The organism is Sphingomonas hankyongi (assembly GCF_023516575.1).
Classification (GTDB): Bacteria; Pseudomonadota; Alphaproteobacteria; order Sphingomonadales; family Sphingomonadaceae; genus Sphingomicrobium; species Sphingomicrobium hankyongi.
Genome location: NZ_JAMGBE010000003.1, coordinates 248,957 through 269,495, shown reverse-complemented (window position 1 = coordinate 269,495; position 20,539 = coordinate 248,957). Strand labels below are relative to the sequence as shown.

28 protein-coding genes and 1 other RNA gene are annotated in these 20,539 nt (G+C 62.7%); 19 read left to right on the top strand and 10 right to left on the bottom strand.

Annotated features, from left to right (window positions below):
- Positions 1-11: 11 nt before the first annotated feature.
- Positions 12-1,502: a signal recognition particle protein gene (gene ffh, locus LZ538_RS09810; RefSeq protein WP_249831837.1), complete on the bottom strand. Its 1,491-nt coding sequence runs from the start codon at positions 1,500-1,502 to the stop codon at positions 12-14.
- 140 nt (positions 1,503-1,642) lie between these two features.
- Entirely contained in the window at positions 1,643-2,074 is a 432-nt protein-coding gene (locus tag LZ538_RS09805; protein WP_249831836.1) for a hypothetical protein, read from the bottom strand.
- A 51-nt stretch (positions 2,075-2,125) separates the two neighbouring features.
- Between LZ538_RS09805 and dapF the strand changes: the two genes are divergently transcribed.
- From dapF to LZ538_RS09775, 6 genes are read left to right on the top strand one after another with little or no spacing between them, the layout of a single operon-like run.
- Entirely contained in the window at positions 2,126-2,926 is an 801-nt protein-coding gene (gene dapF, locus LZ538_RS09800; protein ID WP_249831835.1) for a diaminopimelate epimerase, read from the top strand.
- Complete coding sequence (locus tag LZ538_RS09795; protein ID WP_249831834.1) at positions 2,923-4,083, top strand: MiaB/RimO family radical SAM methylthiotransferase; 1,161 nt, start codon at positions 2,923-2,925, stop codon at positions 4,081-4,083. The genes dapF and LZ538_RS09795 overlap by 4 nt, the downstream gene beginning before the upstream one ends.
- Entirely contained in the window at positions 4,080-4,997 is a 918-nt protein-coding gene (ftsY, locus tag LZ538_RS09790) for a signal recognition particle-docking protein FtsY (protein WP_249831833.1), read from the top strand. Before LZ538_RS09795 ends, ftsY begins: the two co-directional genes overlap by 4 nt.
- Positions 4,994-5,620: a septation protein A gene (locus LZ538_RS09785; protein ID WP_249831832.1), complete on the top strand. Its 627-nt coding sequence runs from the start codon at positions 4,994-4,996 to the stop codon at positions 5,618-5,620. Before ftsY ends, LZ538_RS09785 begins: the two co-directional genes overlap by 4 nt.
- Positions 5,621-6,559, top strand: a complete 939-nt coding sequence (locus LZ538_RS09780) for an ABC transporter ATP-binding protein (protein WP_249831831.1) — start codon at positions 5,621-5,623, stop codon at positions 6,557-6,559. It abuts the gene before it with no gap.
- Positions 6,556-7,317 (top strand): ABC transporter permease, encoded by a 762-nt coding sequence (locus LZ538_RS09775; RefSeq protein WP_249831830.1) that lies wholly within the window; start codon positions 6,556-6,558, stop codon positions 7,315-7,317. The genes LZ538_RS09780 and LZ538_RS09775 overlap by 4 nt, the downstream gene beginning before the upstream one ends.
- On the opposite strand, the gene LZ538_RS09770 is transcribed toward LZ538_RS09775, so the two are convergent.
- A complete protein-coding gene (locus LZ538_RS09770) occupies positions 7,289-9,130 on the bottom strand; it encodes a hypothetical protein (RefSeq protein WP_249831829.1) in 1,842 nt (613 codons plus the stop codon). The genes LZ538_RS09775 and LZ538_RS09770 overlap by 29 nt on opposite strands.
- Here LZ538_RS09770 and LZ538_RS09765 point away from each other — a divergent pair.
- The gene (locus LZ538_RS09765) at positions 9,102-10,019 is read left to right on the top strand and encodes a helix-turn-helix domain-containing protein (protein ID WP_249831828.1); all 918 of its coding nucleotides are present in this window, start codon (positions 9,102-9,104) and stop codon (positions 10,017-10,019) included. The two genes, LZ538_RS09770 and LZ538_RS09765, sit on opposite strands and share 29 nt — an antisense overlap.
- Here the strand turns inward: LZ538_RS09765 and LZ538_RS09760 are convergent.
- Complete coding sequence (locus LZ538_RS09760) at positions 10,016-10,669, bottom strand: superoxide dismutase (protein WP_249831827.1); 654 nt, start codon at positions 10,667-10,669, stop codon at positions 10,016-10,018. The two genes, LZ538_RS09765 and LZ538_RS09760, sit on opposite strands and share 4 nt — an antisense overlap.
- A gap of 160 nt (positions 10,670-10,829) precedes the next feature.
- On the opposite strand from LZ538_RS09760, the gene LZ538_RS09755 reads away from it, so the two are divergent.
- A complete protein-coding gene (locus tag LZ538_RS09755; RefSeq protein WP_249832204.1) occupies positions 10,830-11,408 on the top strand; it encodes a urate hydroxylase PuuD in 579 nt (192 codons plus the stop codon).
- Positions 11,409-11,469: 61 nt separating this feature from the next.
- Here LZ538_RS09755 and LZ538_RS09750 read toward each other — a convergent pair whose 3' ends face one another.
- Both LZ538_RS09750 and pspF read right to left on the bottom strand, forming a co-directional pair.
- The gene (locus LZ538_RS09750) at positions 11,470-12,042 is read right to left on the bottom strand and encodes a tetratricopeptide repeat protein (protein WP_249831826.1); all 573 of its coding nucleotides are present in this window, start codon (positions 12,040-12,042) and stop codon (positions 11,470-11,472) included.
- A 79-nt stretch (positions 12,043-12,121) separates the two neighbouring features.
- A complete protein-coding gene (gene pspF, locus LZ538_RS09745; protein WP_249831825.1) occupies positions 12,122-13,177 on the bottom strand; it encodes a phage shock protein operon transcriptional activator in 1,056 nt (351 codons plus the stop codon).
- A 167-nt stretch (positions 13,178-13,344) separates the two neighbouring features.
- Between pspF and pspA the strand changes: the two genes are divergently transcribed.
- From pspA to LZ538_RS09705, 8 genes are all read left to right on the top strand, one after another.
- A complete protein-coding gene (gene pspA, locus LZ538_RS09740; RefSeq protein WP_249831824.1) occupies positions 13,345-14,013 on the top strand; it encodes a phage shock protein PspA in 669 nt (222 codons plus the stop codon).
- 6 nt (positions 14,014-14,019) lie between these two features.
- On the top strand, positions 14,020-14,298 hold the full coding sequence (gene pspB / locus LZ538_RS09735; protein WP_249831823.1) for an envelope stress response membrane protein PspB: 279 nt from the start codon (positions 14,020-14,022) through the stop codon (positions 14,296-14,298).
- Between the two features lie 109 nt (positions 14,299-14,407).
- Positions 14,408-14,737, top strand: coding sequence for a PspC domain-containing protein (locus tag LZ538_RS09730; RefSeq protein WP_249832203.1), 330 nt, complete (start codon positions 14,408-14,410; stop codon positions 14,735-14,737).
- A gap of 42 nt (positions 14,738-14,779) precedes the next feature.
- Positions 14,780-15,091: a hypothetical protein gene (locus LZ538_RS09725; RefSeq protein ID WP_249831822.1), complete on the top strand. Its 312-nt coding sequence runs from the start codon at positions 14,780-14,782 to the stop codon at positions 15,089-15,091.
- Entirely contained in the window at positions 15,091-15,375 is a 285-nt protein-coding gene (locus LZ538_RS09720) for a hypothetical protein (RefSeq protein ID WP_249831821.1), read from the top strand. Before LZ538_RS09725 ends, LZ538_RS09720 begins: the two co-directional genes overlap by 1 nt.
- Positions 15,372-15,614: a hypothetical protein gene (locus tag LZ538_RS09715; RefSeq protein WP_249831820.1), complete on the top strand. Its 243-nt coding sequence runs from the start codon at positions 15,372-15,374 to the stop codon at positions 15,612-15,614. Before LZ538_RS09720 ends, LZ538_RS09715 begins: the two co-directional genes overlap by 4 nt.
- Positions 15,615-15,649: 35 nt before the next feature.
- A complete protein-coding gene (locus tag LZ538_RS09710; RefSeq protein WP_430741971.1) occupies positions 15,650-16,066 on the top strand; it encodes a SufE family protein in 417 nt (138 codons plus the stop codon).
- 71 nt (positions 16,067-16,137) lie between these two features.
- Entirely contained in the window at positions 16,138-16,341 is a 204-nt protein-coding gene (locus LZ538_RS09705; protein ID WP_249831818.1) for a hypothetical protein, read from the top strand.
- Positions 16,342-16,348: 7 nt separating this feature from the next.
- On the opposite strand, the gene LZ538_RS09700 is transcribed toward LZ538_RS09705, so the two are convergent.
- Entirely contained in the window at positions 16,349-16,888 is a 540-nt protein-coding gene (locus LZ538_RS09700) for a J domain-containing protein (RefSeq protein ID WP_249831817.1), read from the bottom strand.
- A gap of 88 nt (positions 16,889-16,976) precedes the next feature.
- Positions 16,977-17,373: RNase P RNA component class A (gene rnpB / locus LZ538_RS09695), an RNA gene on the bottom strand.
- 202 nt (positions 17,374-17,575) lie between these two features.
- Here rnpB and LZ538_RS09690 point away from each other — a divergent pair.
- The 3 genes from LZ538_RS09690 to LZ538_RS09680 all read left to right on the top strand — a co-directional run bounded on the left by LZ538_RS09690 (position 17,576) and on the right by LZ538_RS09680 (position 18,709).
- Positions 17,576-18,004, top strand: coding sequence for a response regulator (locus LZ538_RS09690; RefSeq protein ID WP_249831816.1), 429 nt, complete (start codon positions 17,576-17,578; stop codon positions 18,002-18,004).
- Positions 17,968-18,384, top strand: coding sequence for a response regulator (locus LZ538_RS09685; protein ID WP_249831815.1), 417 nt, complete (start codon positions 17,968-17,970; stop codon positions 18,382-18,384). Before LZ538_RS09690 ends, LZ538_RS09685 begins: the two co-directional genes overlap by 37 nt.
- Positions 18,385-18,529: 145 nt before the next feature.
- Complete coding sequence (locus tag LZ538_RS09680) at positions 18,530-18,709, top strand: hypothetical protein (protein WP_249831814.1); 180 nt, start codon at positions 18,530-18,532, stop codon at positions 18,707-18,709.
- Between the two features lie 266 nt (positions 18,710-18,975).
- Here LZ538_RS09680 and LZ538_RS09675 read toward each other — a convergent pair whose 3' ends face one another.
- Both LZ538_RS09675 and LZ538_RS09670 read right to left on the bottom strand, forming a co-directional pair.
- Complete coding sequence (locus tag LZ538_RS09675; RefSeq protein WP_430741970.1) at positions 18,976-19,650, bottom strand: N-acetylmuramoyl-L-alanine amidase; 675 nt, start codon at positions 19,648-19,650, stop codon at positions 18,976-18,978.
- A gap of 40 nt (positions 19,651-19,690) precedes the next feature.
- Positions 19,691-20,491, bottom strand: a complete 801-nt coding sequence (locus tag LZ538_RS09670; protein ID WP_249831813.1) for a CheR family methyltransferase — start codon at positions 20,489-20,491, stop codon at positions 19,691-19,693.
- Between the last annotated feature and the right edge of the window lie 48 nt (positions 20,492-20,539).

Here is a 20,539-nt window from a genome sequence, read left to right as displayed (position 1 = left end):
AGTGTATTGCGTTATTTCTTTGAAAACTTGTCGAAGCCGGGAGGCAGGTTGAACGGCGATGCGCCGCCCAGACCGGGCAGGCCGGCCCCGGCATTTCCACCGAGACCGAGCCCACCAGGCGGGAGCGCGCCCGGGGGGGCAAGTCCACCGAGCGCGCCCTCTAGGCCACCCTTGTTGAACATCGCGGCGAGCTTTCCGAGGCCGCCCATCTTCTTGAGCCGCTTCATGGCGTTCGCCATTTCCATATGCATCTTCAGGAGCTTGTTGATCTCCTGAACCGTAGTACCGCTGCCCTTGGCGATGCGGATCTTGCGCTTCGCATTGATCACTTCGGGCTTGGATCGCTCCTTCGCCGTCATCGACGAGAGCATGGCCTCCATGTGGACAAGCGCCTTGCTGTCGGCCGCCTTGTCCATGGCGCCCTTCATGCCCTTCATTCCGGGCATCATGTTCGCGAGCGCGCCAAGGCCCCCCATGCGCTGCATCTGCCGAAGCTGGGCCCACAGATCGTCAAGGTCGAACTTGCCCTTGGCCATCTTGGCCGCAAGCTTCTCGGCCTCCTCGACCTGGATCGTCTCAGCCGCCTTTTCGACGAGGCTGACGACGTCGCCCATGCCGAGGATGCGACCCGCGACACGCTGCGGATGAAAGGCCTCGAGCGCGTCGATCCCCTCGCCCACGCCGGCAAACTTGATCGGCTTGCCGGTCACCGCCCGCATGCTGAGTGCGGCGCCGCCACGCGCATCGCCGTCCATTCGCGTCAGGATCACGCCGGTAAGATCGACTTCGCCCGCGAAGCCCTTCGCGACGTTCACGGCGTCCTGGCCGGTCAGGCTGTCGACAACGAGCAAGGTCTCGGCCGGATTCGATGCGCCCGCGACGGCCTTCATCTCGGCCATCAGCTGGTCGTCGACGTGCAGGCGCCCAGCAGTATCGAGCAGGACGACATCGTAAGCCTGAAGCTTGGCGGACTGGATCGCGCGCTTGGCAATCTCCACCGGCTGCTGGCCAGGCACGATCGCGAGCGTATCGACATTCGCCTGGCGCCCGAGCACCGCGAGCTGTTCCTGAGCGGCCGGGCGAGCAACGTCGAGCGACGCCATCAGCACCTTCTTGCGCTCACGCTCGGTGAGGCGCTTCGCCAGCTTGGCCGTCGTGGTCGTCTTACCCGACCCCTGAAGCCCGACCATCATGATGACTGCCGGCGGAGTTACGCCGAGGTCGAGCTCCGCGGTGTCGGCGCCGAGCGTCTCGACGAGGGCATCATGGACATATTTGACGACCATCTGTCCCGGCGTGACCGAGCGCAGGGCCTCCTGCCCGACGGCTTTCTCGGTGACCTGGTCGACAAAATCGCGGGCAACCGGGAGCGCGACGTCCGCCTCTAGCAAGGCGACACGGACTTCCCGCATGGCCGAGCGCACATCGGCCTCCGTGAGCGCGCCGCGCCCGCGGAGTCGGTCAAATACGCTGCCGAGCCGATCGCTCAACGTGTCGAACAAAAGTGCTTCTCCTGACCTCAAACGCAAAATACGCCGGCGGACGAAACCTCGTCGGCCAGCGTGCACCCGTGGGCGCTCACATTTATGTCTGTCCTTAGGACGCGGGGGCACTTAGCCGCAGAGGCGGCAAACTTCAACCGCTAGAACTTTGGCTTGCCCTTGGGCTTGCGCGGACGCGACGGGCCGCCCGGTCCTCGGGGCCCCTTCCCCGGTCCTTCGTTCTCGGCGGGGCCGCGGCGACCGGGACCGCGCCGCACCGTGCGGCGATCGTTCGGAATGCGCCGATCCCTTTCCGGCACCCGGTCCATCGGTCGCGTCTGCTGCATCTGCTGTCGCGGCCCGACGGCATAGCCTTCCTTCAGCAGCTGCGTGAATGCGCCGCGCGTGCTTTTCGCGATCGCGTCCTGCAGCGCTTTGGGCAGATCGGCGAACGTCACGTTCGGGTGGATCGACTGAACGTCGCGGAGCAATTGGTTGGGCAATCCCCCGGACCCGGCCTTCAGCGCGGCAAGCGCATCCAGCACCGCCGAAAAGATGATCGATTGCATGACGTCGTTGGCAGCTCTCTGCATGGCGCCCTCTTGCGGTGGACTCGGCCCCGGCCCCTCCCTAAGTCGCGGCCGATGCGGCGGCACTTCCACAAGATGCATGGGTTGGGCAATGATTTCGTGATCATCGACGCTCGCGAAGAGCCGTTCGAGGTCACGCCGCACCTTGCGCGGGCGATCGCGGATCGCCGCACCGGCGTCGGTTGCGACCAGCTGATCGTGCTTGAGCCCGGCGAGACCGCCGACCTCAAGATGCGAATCTGGAACCAGGACGGCGGAGAGGTCGAAAGCTGCGGCAATGCAACCCGATGCGTCGTGCAGCTGACCGGAGCCAGCAGCATCGACAGCGACGGCGGGATGCTGAAGGGCGAGGATCTGGGCGCCGAGGTGGAAGTCACGCTCGGCGAGCCGCGCTTCGGCTGGGAAGACATTCCGCTCGCATACGCGATGGACACGGCCGCGCTGCCAATGGCCTGGGACGGGCTGGAGCAGCCCTTTGCCTTGAATGTGGGTAATCCGCACCTGGTCTTCTTCGTCCCGGACGCGCGGCAGGTGCCGCTGCAGGAAATCGGGCCGGACATCGAGAACGATCCTGCCTTTCCGGAGCGGATCAATGTCAATGTCGCCACCAATAGCCGTGATCGCCTGGAGCTGCGGACATTCGAACGGGGGGCCGGTGAAACGCTCGCCTGCGGCACCGGCGCCTGCGCTACGGCAGTGGCGGCGATCGCCACGAAGCGTGCCGTCTCACCCGTACAGGTGGATATGGCCGGCGGCAGCCTGACGATCGCATGGGAGCCCGGACAGCCGATCCGCATGCGCGGCTCCGCAACGCATGTGTTCGAAGGCTATCTCGACCTCGGAACCCTTGCATGAGCCTTGAGACGATCACTCTCGGCTGCCGTCTCAACTTCGCGGAAAGCGAAACGATCGCGCGGACCGCCCCGCCGGGCGAGGATTGGATCGTCGTCAACAGCTGTGCGGTGACGAACGAGGCGGTGCGCCAGACCCGGCAGGCCATCCGCCACGCCCATCGCAAGGCGCCTTCGAAGAAAATTCTGGTGACCGGCTGCGCGGCCGAGCTCGACGCAAGATCGTTCGAAGCGATGCCGGAAGTTTCGCGTGTTGTCGGAAATTCAGGCAAGCTCAATGCCTTGGCTGCAAATGACGTCATGGCGCCAGCCGGCTTTCTTGGGCACGTTCGCAGTTTCGTGGCGGTGCAGACTGGTTGCGATCACCGCTGCACTTTCTGTTCGATCTGGCGGGCGCGTGGGCCGAGCCGCTCGCTGCCGTTCGAGGCAATTCGCGACGCGGTCGTCCGGGAACTCGACCGAGGCGCGAAAGAGATCGTGCTCACCGGGGTCGACATCACCGACTATGAAGGCGGGCTGGGTAGTCTGTGCCAGCGGCTTCTCGTTGCCGAGCCTCGCCTTGGGCGTTTGCGGCTCTCATCGCTGGACAGCATCGAGATAGACGCGGCGCTGTTCGAATTGATCGCTGGCGAAGGCAGGCTGATGCCGCATTTCCACCTGTCGCTGCAGGCCGGGGACGACCTGGTTCTCAAGCGCATGAAGCGCCGCCACAGCCGTGCCGACGCAGTGCGCGCAGTCGAACGGATCAAGCGCGCACGGCCGGATGCAACAATTGGCGCGGATCTGATCGCTGGGTTTCCTACAGAGTCTGAAGAAATGGCGTTGAACTCATTAAGATTACTAGATGATTGCGACATCGTCGCCGCTCATGTGTTTCCTTTCTCGCCGCGTCCCGACACGCCGGCGGCGCGCATGCCGCAGCTCCCCCGTGAGCTGGTCAAATCGCGCGCTGCCAGGCTTCGTGAGAAAGCGTCCGAGCGGCGCGACCGTTGGCTCCGAAGCTTGGTGGGGACCACCCAGCGCGCGCTGATCGAAAACAACGGAAAGGGACACAGCGACAGCTTCGCGCCGATCGTGCTGCCCGATGGCGCTCGTGGAGAAACCGCCGAAGTTCGCATCGTCGCCTTCGCCGATCGGCAACTCACCGCGGTGCGCGCATGAGCTGGCTCGATCGCCTGCGCGGCGGCTTTCAGAAAACCGCCGAGCGGGTTGCGGACAATCTCACGGGGCTCACCAGCAAAGCCGCGCTCGACACCGCGACGCTGGACGACATCGAGGAAGCGCTGATCGCGTCCGACCTCGGTCCTGAAGCCTCGCATCGCATCCGCGAAGCCATCTCCAGGCAGAAGTTCGAGCAGCTGGATGAGCGTGGGCTGCGCTCGATCCTTGCAGACGAAATCGAGAAGATCCTAACTCCAGTTGCCAAGCCATTGGAAATCTGGGGTTTCCCGCGCCCTCACGTAATCCTCGTGATCGGTGTGAACGGCTCCGGAAAGACGACCACCATCGGCAAGCTCGGCCGTTTGCTCAAGGAGCAGGACTATGGGGTCCTGTTTGCCGCGGGTGACACCTTCCGCGCGGCGGCGATCGAGCAATTGCAGATCTGGGGCGACCGGATCGGCGCGCCCGTCCTGTCCGGCAAGGAAGGCGGCGACGCCGCCGGGATCGTGTTCGACGGCGTAAAGCAGGCGACTGCCCAGGGAATCGACGTGCTGATCGTCGACACTGCCGGCCGTCTCCAGAACAAGACGCACCTGATGGAAGAGCTTGCGAAGATCCGCCGCGTGCTCGGCCGCCTCAACCCCGAAGCGCCGCACGATGTAGTGCTCGTGCTCGATGCGACTACGGGCCAAAACGCCCTTGCGCAGGTCGAGGTGTTCCGCGAGACCGCCAACGTGACCGGGCTGATCATGACCAAGCTAGACGGTACGGCTCGCGGCGGGGTGCTCGTGGCAGCAGCCGAGAAATTCGGGCTCCCCATCCATGCCATCGGCGTGGGTGAGAAGGCGGACGACCTCCGACCCTTCGATCCGCGCGCGGTGGCGAGAGCCATCGCCGGACTGCCGCCGGAATGAGCAGCGTTCCCGGCAATCAGCGAGAGCCCGAGGGCGGCGCGCGCCTCCTGATCGACCTCGGCCCGCTCCTGGTCTTCTTCCTCGTCAATTTCTTCGCCCCCGTCCCGGGCGCGCTCAAGATCTTCGTCGCCACAGGGGCTTTCATGGTCGCGATGATCGCGGCGATGCTCTTCTCCGCGATCCGCTACCGTCGAATCTCGCCATTGCTCTTGTTCTCAGGGGTGATGGTCGTGCTCCTCGGCGGCCTTACGATCTGGCTGCACGACGAAACCTTCATCAAGATGAAGCCAACCGTCTATTACGCGCTCGTCGCCGGGCTGCTTGGGTTCGGTCTCATCGCCGACAAGCCTTTGCTCCAGAAAGTGCTCGGTGGAACCTATCCCGGCCTCGACCAGCCGGGCTGGAACAAGCTCACGCGCAACTGGGCCGTCTTTTTCGCCTTCATGGCCGTCCTCAATGAGTTCGTCTGGCGCAACAGCTCGACGAACTTCTGGATCGGCTTCAAGCTTTGGGGGGCGCTGCCCCTCACCTTCCTCTTCGCCGCAGCCAATATTCCGATGCTGATGCGTCACGGCCTGATGCGCGAGGACGCCGAGCCGGTCGAGCCCGGACCGATCGAATAAATGAGCGAGTCGATCCTTTCGATACGCGGGCTGCGCAAGCAATATGCGAGCGGCACCGATGCGCTGAAGAGCGTCGATCTGGACATCAAACGCGGAGAGATCTTTGCGCTTCTCGGCCCGAACGGGGCCGGCAAGACGACGCTGATCAGCATCATCTGCGGCATCGTCACGCCCAGCGGCGGCGAAGTACTGATCGACGGCAAGAACTGGCAACGCCACTTCCGCGAGGCGCGCACCCGCATCGGCCTTGTCCCCCAAGAGCTGACGATGGACGTGTTCGAGCCATTGATCAGTACGGTCAGTTTCAGCCGCGAGTTGTTCGGCCGACGGCCAGACCCCAAGCGGATCGAGGAAATCCTTCGCGAGCTGTCGCTTTGGGACAAGCGCAAGACGATCCTGAAGGAATTATCGGGCGGAATGAAGCGCCGCGTGATGATCGCGAAGGCGCTCGCCCACGATCCCGACATCCTGTTCCTCGACGAGCCAACGGCGGGTGTGGACGTCGAGCTTCGGCGCGACATGTGGAACATGGTCCGCCGGCTGCGCGAGCACGGCACCACGATCATCCTGACCACCCATTATATCGAAGAAGCCGAGGAGATGGCCGATCGCGTGGGGGTCATCAACAAGGGCGAGCTCATTCTGGTCGAAGAGAAAACCGAGCTGATGAAGAAGCTCGGCCGAAAGGTGCTCCATCTCCAGCTCGCCGAGCCGCTTGCCGCAATCCCGCCCACGCTAGCCGAATGGAATCCGCGCCTGAGCGAGGACGGATCGACGCTTACCTATGAATTCGACGCCAAGGCAGAACGAACGGGCATCCCGTCCCTGCTGACGGCGATGAGGGATGCTGGCATCGCCTTCAAGGATCTCGACACGCACCAATCGAGCCTGGAAGATATCTTCGTCGGGCTGATCCACCACAGCAAGGCAGCCGCATGAACTGGCGCGGCATCTGGGCGATCTACAAGTTCGAGATGCATCGCTTCGCGCGGACGCTGTGGACCGGGCTCGCGGTGCCCGTGATCACGACCTCGCTTTATTTCATCGTGTTCGGCTCAGCGATCGGCAGCCGCATGAGCGAGATAAACGGGATCGACTACGGAGCTTTCATCGTCCCCGGCCTGATGATGCTGTCGCTCTTCACTGAGAGCATCTTCAACGCCAGCTTCGGTATTCACATGCCCCGCTTCACAGGAACGATCTACGAGATCCTTTCAGCTCCTCTTTCGGCGATCGAGACCGTGCTGGGCTATGTCGGAGCGGCAGCGAGCAAGGCGATGAGCGTTGCGCTCGTCATCTTCGTGACGGCGCATTTGTTCGTTGATGTTCACGTCGAGCATCCGCTGCTGATGCTTCTGTACCTGGTTCTGGTCGCCGCGACCTTCTGCCTCTTCGGCTTCATCGTCGGAATCTGGGCGAAGGGTTTCGAGCAGCTGCAGGTCATTCCCCTGCTCATCATCACGCCGCTGACCTTCCTCGGCGGCGCCTTTTATTCGATCGATATGCTGAAGGAGCCGTGGCGTTCGATCACGCTCTTCAATCCGGTCGTCTACCTGATCAACGGTTTCCGCTGGACCTTCTTCGGGACCGCCGACGTCGCGTTCGGAACCGCGCTCGCGGCGACTTTTGCATTCTTCCTGGCCTGCCTTGGCGTGATCTGGTGGATCTTCAGGACGGGTTACCGCCTGAAGTCCTAGCCAGGGGATCGAGCCCGCGCGCGATTTCGCGAATTTGCCCGTCCGTCAGCTTGTCGAGCTGCGCCAGCGCAGCGACCTGCGGGTCAAAGCCCACGATCTCATCCTTGTGCGCGTTCATCCATTTGGCGAAGTCGGCGAAGATGCGAGCACCCGCCCGGTCGTGCGGTCCATCTCCTTCAAGGCTGCGATTGAGGTTGCGAAGGGCCATTCGGGGATAAGCGGTCAAAGCGAGCTCAGACAGCTTGGCGTCATATTCAAGCACCGCCTGATCAACGTTGTCTCCCATGCCCAATGTATTGTCGATCGCATGACGCCCTTCGTGCACGCGGATCGATTGGTTGAGGTTTGCCTTGGAATATTCAGCCAGGAACAGCCGTTTGACGTCAGCTTCGCTTGTCGCCCGGCTCCGCGCACCAGCCCAGATTTGGTCGACGACCTGAAGTTGCAGGCGATCGTTCAGGCCTTCCAGCGTGGCGACCGGGCGCCCCTTCAACTTGGCGATGTCCTCGGTCGATCGCTTGGCCTGCCGCGCGAGCAACTCCCGGCGCTCCGGACTGTCGTACGTCAGGCGGAAAGCGCGCATCGGTGAGCCGACATAGCCTGGCCGAACGTGGACGATGACACCGTCTCCGGTCCAACCACCAACCATCGCCGAACCGTCCCACAGCCAGGATTCGAAGCCGTTCGCGACCATATTGTCTATCGCCTGGAAGTGGATGTCGGCCGACTTGCCATATTGGGTGACCCGATCCGCATGGTCTTCGATCACGTGGCCCATGTGGATGCTCGGATAACCGCTCGTCTTCCCGACACTACCGACAATCCCATAATGTTTCAGGAGGACGACACGCGGATCGCCTGCTTCGCCGGTCGCGGCCATCAGTGCTCCCATGGCCGCCTTTGCGGGCTCATCGAGTGACAGGCTGTCCTTATTCGCCCCACGAGCGAGCGCGCGGTTCATGCGCAAGACTTCCGCCTCCAACTTGCGCCGGGCGTCCCAATAGCTCTGAAGCTTGCGCCAGACCGGGTCGTTCGAAGCGCCACCCCCCGGCAGGCCGAATGCCGCCGCATATCGCTCGGATTCCTCGGCGAAGCCGGCGCGCATCAGCAGCTCGGCAAGCTGCAATCGATCTGCGGTTGACGCGTTCAGGGCCAGCCCTTTCCGAAACCGTGCCGCGGCGGCCTCGGCCAGCAAGGCTTGCGGGGCGTCAACATCCTCCTCCAGCCAGAAGAAGTCCCTCCATGCGCGAAGGGCTGCTTCGGCGTCAGCAGTGAGGATCGCCGCCTGCAGCCGGATACGGGCGCCCTCCACATCCGCCCGGTCGACAATGTTGTCGCCTTCAGCAGCAGCCTCACGAAGCAAGCGTGTTCGGTCAGGACCGTTCCGGGCCGCAAGATCGAGATGCGCGTGGATCAGGTGAGTGCGAATTTCGTCTCGGCCCCTATCCTCGTTGCAAGAGGCCAGTAATTCGGGCCCACGATCCAACGCTTGATGCTCGCGCCCTGCTTCGTCGAGCACGCGGGCGATCATTGCACCCGTGTCGCAGGGCTTCGCTCCGATGCCGCGGGCCGCCTCCAGGTGGCGAAGCGCGAGGTCCGATTTTCCGTCGATGAGCCAAGCAATGCGAGCCAGCTGGCGCTCGGCAGAACTGCGGTCGTCGGCGTCCGCAGCTCCATCCGCCGCGATCGATGCAAACGCCTTTTCGGCATCCGCGACTTGGTTGCGATCGTAGAGCGACTGCGCTTCGCCGAGCGTGATGGCTCCGGCGGGCGCCGCCAGGGCGATGGCCAAAGCGCCAGACAACAGCTTCACCCGCTTCTCCTTTACGTGGTTGAACCGCGACCGTAACATCGATGCCGGGGGCTATCTTGGACGTTTCGTAGGAGTACCTTCTGCGATGCCTGCCCACCGTTTTCATGGGCTCGAATTGCCGGTCCGGTCCTGCTCGGGAGCGCGCTCCATCCGGGTCGTTCACGAACCGCACCAGCGGATCGAGGAGCATCGCCACGACTGGCCCCTCATCACGATCCCTCGGCTGGGCGGCTATCAGGACATGGGCGACGAGGGCGCATTCGACGTCGATGGCCCGGCAGTAATCCTTCATCCCGCTGGCCGCTGTCATGCCAACTGCATCCATTCGACGGGCATGGAGACCTTTTCGATCGAGTTCGATCCGAGCTGGCTTGGCCTCGATCGTCCTCTCGACCGGTCCTGTTGCTGGCAGTCGGGGCCTGCAACCACGAGGGCGCGTGCCCTGGTGTCCTTGTGGTCCGATCCTCAGGCCTGCGAGACGGACTTGCGGCGTGCGACCGCGAGCATCGTAGCGGGAGCGATCGAACATCGTCGGCACCCCAAGCCGCGGTGGTTCGAGAAAGCGCGATATCTGGCCCTCGAAGCGGAGCTGCCAACGAAGGCCGTTGCGCAGGAGCTCGACCTCCACGCGGAATGGTTCGCGCGCGCCTACCGAAACGTCGCGGGAGAAGGCGTTCGCGAAACGATGCGGCGCAGGATGCTGGAGCGAGCCGTCGGGCAGCTTCGCAAAACAGATCTCGGAATCGTGGAAATCGCGCTGGATGCCGGCTTCTGCGACCAGAGCCATCTCAACCGCGCGATGAAGGCGTACATCGGCCGCACGCCGCACCAGATCCGAGAGGAAAGAAGGCTACTGCAGCGGAGCGGAGCCCGCCACGTCGCAGCCTAGGCGTGCTCGGAGGTCAGCGAGCCCGTCCTCTCCTGATCCGCCCGCTGCTCGCCGTGACCGTCGAGATTCTGCGCGACGAAGTCCCAGTTGACGATATTCGACAGGACCGCACTCGCGAACTTCGGACGCTCGTTGCGATAGTCGATGTAATAAGCGTGTTCCCAGACATCGAGCGTGAACAATGGCACCATTCCATCGTGGACCAATGGCGTGTCCGCGTCGTGCAGCGAAGTGATCCTCAAGCTTCCTCGGTCGAGTACGAGCCACGCCCAGCCGTTGGAGAAGTGATTTACCGCTTCTTCCTGAAGCTGTTTCAGCATCGTTTCCGCATTGCCGAAGCCATCGTCGATCAGGTGCGCGAGCTTGCCTGAGGGCTGCTGGCGTTCCGGCGAAAGGCATTGCCAGAAGAAGCTGTGGTTCCACAGTTGCGCGCTATTGTTGAACAATTTGGCATGGCCCGATCTGCGGGCTTCCCGGACAACTTGGGCGAGCGTCGCTCCGCTGAGATCCGACTCCTGGCCGATCAACTCGTTGGTTTTATTGACATAAGCACGATGGTGTTTGCCCCAATGGAACTCCAGCGTCTCCGCTGAGATGTGGGGGGCCAATGCGGCTTTGTCGTACGGCAGGTCTGGCAGCTGGAAAGGCATTTGAGGTCAACTCCTGGATCGGGGGATGGCACCGCTCCAACGGCGCAATCCCGGATGCGCTCCCCGCCCCGTATGTCGTCCAACTCAGATGCTTGCGGCCGCGCAGATTTCAACCCTACAAACGACGAGCTAGCCGCGCCTTGCGGCGAAGGGGGACATGATGGGCAAATTCTTCGAGAATCTTGGGGCGGTTCTGGTTGCGGGCCTCGCCCTCGCAATCCTGATCGCCGTTTTTCCGGATAGCGGTTACGGGAATAGCGTGGGTGCGAGCGACCTGTGGCTGGGAGTCTTCCAGTGGCTGCACGTCTTCTTCGGAATCACCTGGATCGGGCTGCTCTACTATTTCAACTTCGTGCAGATTCCGACGATGCCAACCGTGCCGGCCGAACTGAAGCCGGGCGTTTCCAAGTATATCGCTCCGAAAGCCTTGTTCTACTTCCGTTGGGGAGCGGCCTTCACCGTCCTGAGCGGCCTAATCCTGGCGTATCTTTACGGCGAAGAGAAAGCCCTGCTTCTCAACGATCCGTCGAACCGGCTGATCGGGATCGGCATGTGGCTCGCGCTGATCATGGCGTTCAACGTCTGGTTCGTCATCTGGCCGAACCAGAAAAGAGCGCTTGGGATCGTCGAAGCGGACGATGCGTCGAAAGCCAAGTCGGCGCGCACCGCGATGATCTTCTCACGGGTCAACACCTTGCTCTCGATTCCCATGCTGCTGGCGATGACGAACCAGCATTAGCGGACACAAGAAGAGCCACGCGGGGGGCGCCGCGTGGCTCTTCTGTGCAAGGTCGAACGACTTAGCTGTTCGGCCGTCGAACGACCTTGAACCGTACGAGCTGCTCCTGAGGAGCAGACCAACTGGGCGACAGTTCCGCGGCCTTGCGCAGGTCGGCGTAGGCGCCCCGAACATCCCCGCTGTCTTCGTTAGCAAGGCCGCGTCCGAAATAAGCCAGCGCAGCATAATGCGTTTTGAGCTCAAGAGCACGACTGAACATTTCGCGGGCAGCCTTGAAGTCGCCCTGTTGGTAGCGCGCGATGCCCTTGTTGAGCCACGCCTCGGGCTGGGTAGCCTGCATGGACATGGCGCGATTGAAGTCGGCTTCGGCTGCCGAATAATCGGCGCGGATCAGCTGGAGAACGCCGCGGTTCACGTAGGTCGCGACGAGATCCGCAAAGGGGATCGCCTCCGCCCCAATCGCGGCGTTGCATTCCGACAGGGAAGTCGACGACGCATCGCGCTCAACCGCTGCATTATAGCAGGACTCAGCCGAGCTGCCGCCAAGCGAAGATACCAGTGCGCCGGTCGGCGCCGGTGCCGGCGACATGCCCATCAAAGCGAACGCCGCAGTGCCGAGGAGTATGTATTTCATACCGAGGTCTCCTGATTAGGAGCCCCGTGTACTTCTCGCGTTAAACCGTTTCATTCGCGATTCGACTAAGCGACGAAACTCAGGCGGCGACGTCCAGCAGCTTGTGGCGCTTGAGAGCGTGGCGCAGCTGATCGTAGCTGAGACCAAGCGACGAAGCCGTCGCGCGCTGATTGAAGCGATTGCGCCGCAGAGCGTCCTCGAGAAGCGAGCGCTCATAAGCGGCCACGGCTCCACGAAAATCATCGGTCTCGGCAACCTGCAGTTGCACGGCGGGTGTTGCCGACGCTTCCGGCTGATCAACGCCTTCTAGAGCGCTTTGGGCTGCCGTGGCCGCGGAAGCCGCCGGTGCGGACGACGGAGCCCACGGCGAATGAAATGGGTTGAACACGATCAAATCCACCGGCCGCTCTGGGTCTTCATGTCGATAAACGGCGCGTTCGACGACGTTACGCAATTCGCGAACATTCCCGGGCCACGGATAGGCCTGCAGCTCTGCCGCCGCTCGCGAGCTGAAACCGGGCCAGTTCGGCCAGTCGAGCTCGACCGACATGCGCCGACCGAAATGCTCGGCAAGCAATGGCACGTCCCCTTCGCGTGAGCGCAAAGGCGGCAGGGTGATCACCTCGAAGGAGAGCCGGTCGAGCAGGTCCGCGCGGAACTTGCCCCTGTCCACCTGGAGCGGCAGGTTCTCGTTGGTTGCAGCGACGATCCTGACATCGACGGAGATGGGCTTCGAGGCACCGATGCGCGTGATCTCGCCATATTCGACGGCCCGGAGCAGGCGGTCCTGCGCAGGCATCGACAGGGTGCCGAGCTCGTCGAGGAAGAGCGTCCCCCCATCGGCCTCCTCGAAGCGCCCATGGCGCGTCTTGGCGGCACCCGTGAAGCTGCCCGCTTCATGCCCGAACAATTCGGCCTCGATGAGATTTTCCGGAAGCGCGGCGCAATTCATAACAATGAGCGGGCCGGCCCAGCGCGAGGACAGATGGTGCAGACGCTCGGCGATGAGCTCCTTGCCTGTACCGCGTTCGCCGATCACGAGCACCGGACGGTTGAGCGGCGCTGCTCGGCTCGCTCGCTCGACCGCGTCGAGAAAGGCCAGGCTCTGCCCGATGAATTGTTCGGCCCGCTCCATTGACCGACTGTTGGTGCTGAATCCCACCATTTGGCAAGGATTTTCGGACGATCTTTCGGCGGAAAACCGGTCTTTTCGCTGTTCCGCTACGTTTTGCCCATTTTGGCACGACACTTGTATGGAAAGAAGCAGGTTTAGGGCCCTGATTTCGATTTATGGAGTGCTGAATGGGAATTTTCTCGCGATCGCGGGACATTTTCGCGGCCAACATCACCGAGCTGCTCGACCGCTCGGAAGATCCGGCGAAAATGATCCGCATGGTCATCCTCGAGATGGAGGAGACCCTGGTGGAGGTACGCGCCTCGGCCGCTCGCTGCATCGCGGACGGCAAGGAAATGCGCCGCGCGCTGACGCGCCTCGACGAGCTTCAGAAGAGCTGGACGGAGAAAGCCGAGCTTGCGCTCAGCAAGGACCGCGAGGACCTCGCCAAGGCCGCCCTCATCGAGCGCCAGAAGGCCTCAGACATGGGCGAAGGCCTGCGCGAAGAGATCAAGGTCATCGACGACACGCTGAAGGGCTATGAAGGCGACATCGCCAAGCTGCAGAACAAGCTGCGTGAGGCCCGCGCCCGCCAGAACGCCATCTCGGCCCGGTTTGAAAGCGCCGTCACGCGTGCGAAGGCGCGCGAGATCATGAACGGCAGCCGCACCGAAGATGCCTTCTCGCGCTTCGAATTGCTGGAACGCCGCGCCGATTTCGCCGAAGGGCGCGCGGACGCGCTCGGGATGACCGGTCCCAAGAGCCTCGAAGAGGAAATCGCGGAGCTGAAGGCCGCCGAAGCGGTCGACGCCGAGCTGGAAGCAATGAAGGCCGCGATGAAGGCCAAGGGGAAGTAATCGATCATGGAAGATGTGCTGATTCCGCTGACCGTAGTGCCCATCTTGTTCATTGGGCTGCCCTGGCTGATCTTTCACTACATCACGAAGTGGAAGACGGCCGCCACCCTCACCTCGGGTGATGAGAAATTGCTGGACGACCTCCACGACGCCGCTCGCCGCCTCGACGACCGGCTCTGCACGATCGAACGGATCATGACCGCCGAAAACCCGAACTGGCGCCAGCAATGCGTGCCGGGACGTGAGAACCAGCGCTTGCTTGCCGATGGTGAACTCGATGGCTGACGACCGCTATCCGGTTCCGGAGCAGCGTTACGATCGCGGCCGCGACTATCTGTCGGAGCAGCCAGCGAGCAGGACCCGCTTCTACCGCGACACGCGCCACGGCAAGGTCATGGGCGTTTGCGCCGGTATCGCCGATTATACGGGCTTCGACGCAACGCTGGTGCGGGTCTGCTTCCTTGCCGCAGTCTTCATGAGCGGCGGATCGGTCCTGCCCTTCTACTTCATTGCGGGTGTGATGACTCCCAAGAAACCGCATTCGCTCGACCTCGCTGGGCCCGAGGAGCGGCAGTTCTGGCAGGGCGTGCGAGCGTCGCCGGCGCGGACCGCACGGGACATCCGCTCCCGCCTGCGCGAGATCGACCGCCGGCTGGCCGATGTCGAAAGCTATGTGACGACCGAAAACCGCTCACTCGCGCGCGAGATCGAGCAGCTGCGTTAATCGCACGCAAACAAGGGGGTAAAAGTGGAAAAGCTCGGAATAATGCTGGAAGCCCTGCCGTACATCGCGATGATCACGGCTATTGCGGTGGGCGGCTGGGTCTTCACCACCTGGCTTAGAATCAAGAATGGCTACCCCCTCGAAACATCGTGGGGCACGCCGCTGCATCCGAAGACCGATCGCGAAACGACAGAGCGGATAAAGCTGCTGACCAATGAGAACGCTCAGCTGCGCGCCGAGATCGGCTCCCTCAAGGACCGGCTCCAGAACGTCGAGCGCATTGTCACCGATCAGCCCACCGCACTCGCGAAGGAAATCGAGGCTCTGGCGATCGACAAGGGTGGGCACGCCTGATGGCTATCGGAGAGCTCATCGGACTGCTGATCGTCGTCCTCACTCCCACCCTGTTCCTGGCCTATATGGCGCGGCGCTTCTTCGCCTTCCGCGAAAAGCAGCTCGAGGCCGAAACCAGCCTGGCCGCCGAAAAGGCCGCTCAATATGCCGCCAGCAACGCGGCGCTGGAGCAGCGCGTCCGTGTCCTCGAGCAGATTGTGACCGATGGTGGCGTCCAGACTGCCGCACAGATAGAGGCACTGCGCGAAACGAAGCGCATCGATAGTGGAGAGCTTTCCCAATGAACCCTTTTGAGATGGTCGCCGTCATCGTCGTCGCGGTGATGATCGCCTCAGTTCTGCGCGCCAAATACTCTCATCGCCATCACAGCCTTGAGCAGAGCCCGGAAGAGAGGGCCGAGACCCTCAGGCTGCGCCAGGAGGTCGGCGAGCTCAAGGAGCGCATCAAGGTTCTCGAGCGCATTACGGTCGAGAAAGAGAACAGCCTCGCGAAGCAGATCGAGGAACTGCGCGACGACCGGTAGGTGACTCTAACGTCCCGCGTGCCTATCTCGCTCGCGTGACATTGCCGCCGATCGAAGACGTTTTCGATGAGTTCGAGCTGTTGGATGGCGAGGACCGTTACCGGCTGCTAATCGACCTCGGACGGCAGCTCGAGCCGATGCCGGACGCCCTCAAGACCGACGCGACGAAGGTTCGCGGATGTTCAGCGTCCGTCTGGGTCTATCCGACTGTCGAGGATGGGCGCCTGCATTTCCTCGCCGACAGCAATGCCGCGATCACCAAGGGCATCGTCGCGCTGGTCCTTTCCGCTGTCCAGGACAAACCGGCTGCGGAGGTCGCCGGAATCGATGTCACGGAAGCCCTCGCACCCTTCGAGCTACGCAAGCATCTCAGTGCCAACCGGACTCAGGGCGTTCCGAACATGATCGCGCTCGTGAGGGAAACTGCGGAGCGCTACGCCGCGGCGACCTGACCGGCAAAGCCAAGGCGCAATTGGGCTGACTCCGTCATACGCGATAGTACTGCTTTAAGCGGGAGATTCTGGTGCCCATGACGGCGGAGAGAGTTGTCGAATTATGCCGGCAAAATGCGGCCGTCGTCAGGGAGGACATCGCGCTGATGGAGGCGGGCCGACTGAAATTCCAGGCTCTCGGCTCCGACGCGACCAGGGAACAGATTGCCCGCATGAAGGCGAACCTGTCGCGCCTTCAGGAAATCATCGATGCCTGCGGCTGCGATTGTGCATGAGCGCCAACTAAGCCGCTTTGCCGTTCTTTCTTTCTTCCGCCTTGCGAAGGACGTCATACGCCGCCTGCACCTGCTTGAAGCGCTTCGCGGCTGCCTCGTCGCCGGGATTGGCGTCGGGATGCGTTTCCTTCACGAGCCGCCGATGCGCCGCCTTCACCGCCTTGAAATCGGCATCGCTGCTAAGCTCCAGTGCATCGAGTGCGCGCATCTCATCCCGGCTGCGGCTGCCGTCGCCCGGCCCCGCCCACTTCCACTGCGCTGACTGACGGAAGCCTGAGTTTCCGAGCTCCTCTTCGGCTGCTCGGCGCGCAGCCTCCTCCGGGCTGAGGCCGGCAAAGTAATTCCAGTTCTTGTTGTACTCGGCTGCATGAGTCTCGCAGAAGTACCAACGGTCGCGGCTGTGTGGAGACTTCGGAGCGGGCCGGTCCCCGATCTCGTTGCAGCCCTCGCGGTCGCACAGGCGAAGCTTCGCCGCAGCCCGGCCCTTGTCGCCATAGGACCGCCAGCGCGGGAATCCCCAGTCATCCGATCTCTTCTGCTTCGCCATCAATGCTCCGATAAGGGCAGAAAGCGCTTCTGCGAAGGCAGGAGCGTCGGCCAAGAAGTCTAGACCCCTGACTGCGCAGGGGTACGGAATTGCCAGAGGGCCTGTAAGCCGGGTTCTGTCCTCCGCCTTGGCTGCAGCCGTCGGCGAATGTGCGGCCATTCCTCTAGGAGACGGGTTGCCCCGCCCCTCAAGCAACCAACCCGGGCGCCGAGCCGGAACCTAGGCTCATGCGGCGCCCCTATTCGGTCTTGCACCCGGTGGGGTTTACCGTGCCGAACCTGTTGCCAGGTCCGCGGTGCGCTCTTGCCGCACCCTTTCGACCTTACCCGTCCGAAGGCGGGCGGTGTCCTTTCTGTGGCACTGTCCCTGATACGCCGTCGCCTGAGCTAGTGGCGCACCGCCGGGCGTTACCCGGCACCGCAGTTCCGTGGAGCCCGGACTTTCCTCGTGAGAGCAAGCTCTCCCGCGGCCGCCCGGCCCTCTGGCGCGCGCCATATAAGATAAAGCCGCTGCACTTTCGAGTCGGTCTCGTCCGCATTCTCTAACCTGCATCACCAGGTGCGCCGGAATGTCGTGTTAGTGACAGGCTCATCGGGCGGTCCGCAGCCTGCTGGTCACGCCTGCCTCCTTGCTTGTGAGGCCGAGTTGCGACAATGGCCCTAAGTCAGCGTTCGAAGGGACGTTTGTATGACCAGTGCCGAGGTGATTGCCGGGCCGGGCGACGGCCACATCCCGATCATCCTCCTCGCCGAGGACGACGTCCTCGTGAGATTCACGACGGCGGAGACTTTGCGTGAAGCCGGTTACGTCGTGCTCGAGGCAGTCGATGCTTCGGAGGCGCTCGCCCTGATTGCGACTGGGCACCCGCTCGATATCGTCCTCAGCGACGTGCGAATGCCGGGCGAGCTGGATGGGGTGGCCCTGACCTACGCGATAAAGAAGCTGCGACCCAACTTGCCGATCGTCCTTATCTCGTCGCACCTCGACCCTAAAACCAAGCATGTTGGCGACGCATTTATCGCAAAGCCTTACCAGCAGTCAGAACTTCTCGAGCTGGTCGAACACCTAGTGGGGGCGGAATGGCAAACCAAACGCAGCAATCCGAGTGCGTCTTAGTCATCGATGGTGACGTGCTGGTCAGGCACGCCATCGCGGACTACCTGCGCAATTGCGGGTACATCGTGATCGAGGCCTCCACGACCGACGAGGCAAGAACGGTCTTGAACGAAGTGTCCCTGGCGGTGGACGCCGCCATCTGTGACGCGGAAGCGCCGGGGTCGCTGAACGCCTTCGAATTCCGTGCCTGGGCCTTGCGCGAGCGCCCCGCAGTACAAATTGCCCTTGCAGGCAACATAGAAACTGCGGCGCACAAGGCCGCCGAGCTTTGCGAGGAAGGACCGCAGCTTTCTAAGCCGTATGACCCGCAAGGCGTGATCAGCTATATCCGCCGGTTGTTGGGCAATGCACGATCCGCCACTGTCGGCGGAGCCGCCTAGCCTGCCGCACCGGATGTCGCGAACTCGAAAGTTCGTGCCGCCTCTCGGCTAGTCCGAACTGCAGGAACAAGTGTATCCGACAGTCGGCAACATCCCGCTGGCGTCTGGCGTAAACAGATCTCGCGATATCTCGGAAGCAGCCTCGATGCCGGACCCGGTTGAACTTCAGCAGTTTCGCGTAGAGACGGCACGCTTGCTCATTTCACTCAAGTCGGACTTGCGGGCTCTGGAATATGCTGGATGCGAGCCGACGTTGGTCGCGGAGCTGAAGGCAACGGTTACCGATGTCGAAGGCAGCCTCGCCGGCGTAGTGTTTGAGCGATAGCGGCTGTCGCTCACCCGGCTCAAACCTGATCCACGTGAGTTCGCCGAACGCCATAGTCGTTAAGGTGAGCTGGATGGGCCCGGCCTCTCATGACCTCTTGAATCAGATCGCCGTCGACTTCGAGCGTCTCGCGTTAACATTGGAACGCGCCATCGCGATGCTCCCCGCGCAAGGCGCTGAGCAAAGGCTGGCGCATTGCAGCGCGCGCGAGATGCCGCGTGGAAGGGCGCGGAAAAAGCTCGCCGGCGGACCTAGGCGAGCGATCCCTATTGAGGGCGAGGGAGGAGTAGCGACAGCAGCTTCGCGCGGCATTCCCCGTCGATGATGCCGTCGATGAGGTCAGGCCGAAACCGTCGCTGGAAAGCAATCACCGCCTTTTGCTCGTCGGTAACGTCATAGCCGAACCGCTCGAGAGCGAGCAGGAAGCCAGCGTCGGTCCAGAAAGGATCAATCAAGTCCCGCGTCGGACTGGGAAGCGCGAGACGTCTTTTCGCGAGGGCAGACCAAGGGAACAGCTCGCCAGGGTCTTCCTTGCGGCCTGGCGCGACGTCGGAATGGCCGACGACATTGCCGCGGCCGATGCCGTGCCGTTCCTTGATATCGGCAACCAGAGGAATAAGCGCAGCAACCTGCTCGTCTGGGAACGGACGGTAGCCGAATTCATGGCCGGGATTGACGATCTCGATCCCCACGCTCGCCGAATTTACGTCGGTGATGCCGCGCCAGCGCGATTTGCCAGCGTGCCATGCGCGCTTCGACTCATCGACGAGGCGGTAAATGGTCCCGTCTTCATCGACGCAATAATGCGCGGAAACCTTGGCTTCCGGGGAAGTCAGGCGGCAAAGCGCTCCCTCGCAGTCCGGCATTCCGGTATAATGGAGCACGATCATCGAAACGGGCAGCTGCCGCTCGTCGAAATTCGGCGAGGCTCGATCGATCACGTCCAGCACGCCATAATGGCGCACAGCAACAGTGCCGCGGTCAAGCCCCCGAAGTGCTTCTTCGATCGCCCACGCGCTTTTCGATCCTGCTGCCGTCACCAACGAGACGATAGAGCCCGCGCGCGTTGATATCGGTTCCGAGCTTGCTGGTCTGGCCGATCACCGTCTCACCCGCTCCGAGCATGAGCCACCCGTCTTCCGCCATGGCGGACGCTAGGCGCTCGAAGGCCAGCGTCTTCTTGTCGGGGCTTAGGTAGAGAAGCACGTTGCGACACAGCACGATGTCGAAGCCCCCCGGGTGCGGGGGCGGCTCGAGCAAGTTGTGGATCTGGAACCGGACCGGCCGGCGCAGATCCTCGACGCCTCGCCAACCGTCCGCGCATTCCTCAAACCAGCGGATCGTCTGGTTTATGCCAAGGCCCCTCTGCACTTCGAACTGGCTGTAAATGCCGGCGCGCGCGCGATCGATACAATGCGTCGAAACATCGGTGCCGAGAATATCGATCGTCCACCCGTGCCACTGCTCGGGCGCTTCGGCGAACAGCATCGCGAGGGAGTAGACCTCCTGCCCAGTCGAGCAGCCGGCGGACCATATCCGCAGGCGCTTGGTCTTTTGCCGTCGCTGCGCCAGTTCGGGCAATGCGTGGCGGGAAAGGACGTCGAAGGGCGCCCGGTCGCGGAAGAAATAAGTCTCGTTGTTGAGCAGGGCTTCGACGACCTGCTGAGATAGGCCTGGTTCCTTCCCCATGACGAGGATCGTGATCAGCTCGTCGAGCGTTGCGATCCCGCGCTCTCTCAGAAGCGACGAAAGCGCCGTTTCGATGCGCCAACGCCGGCTCATCGTGAGCTGCTGTCCGGTACGCGCCTCCAAAAGACCAGCGAGGATACG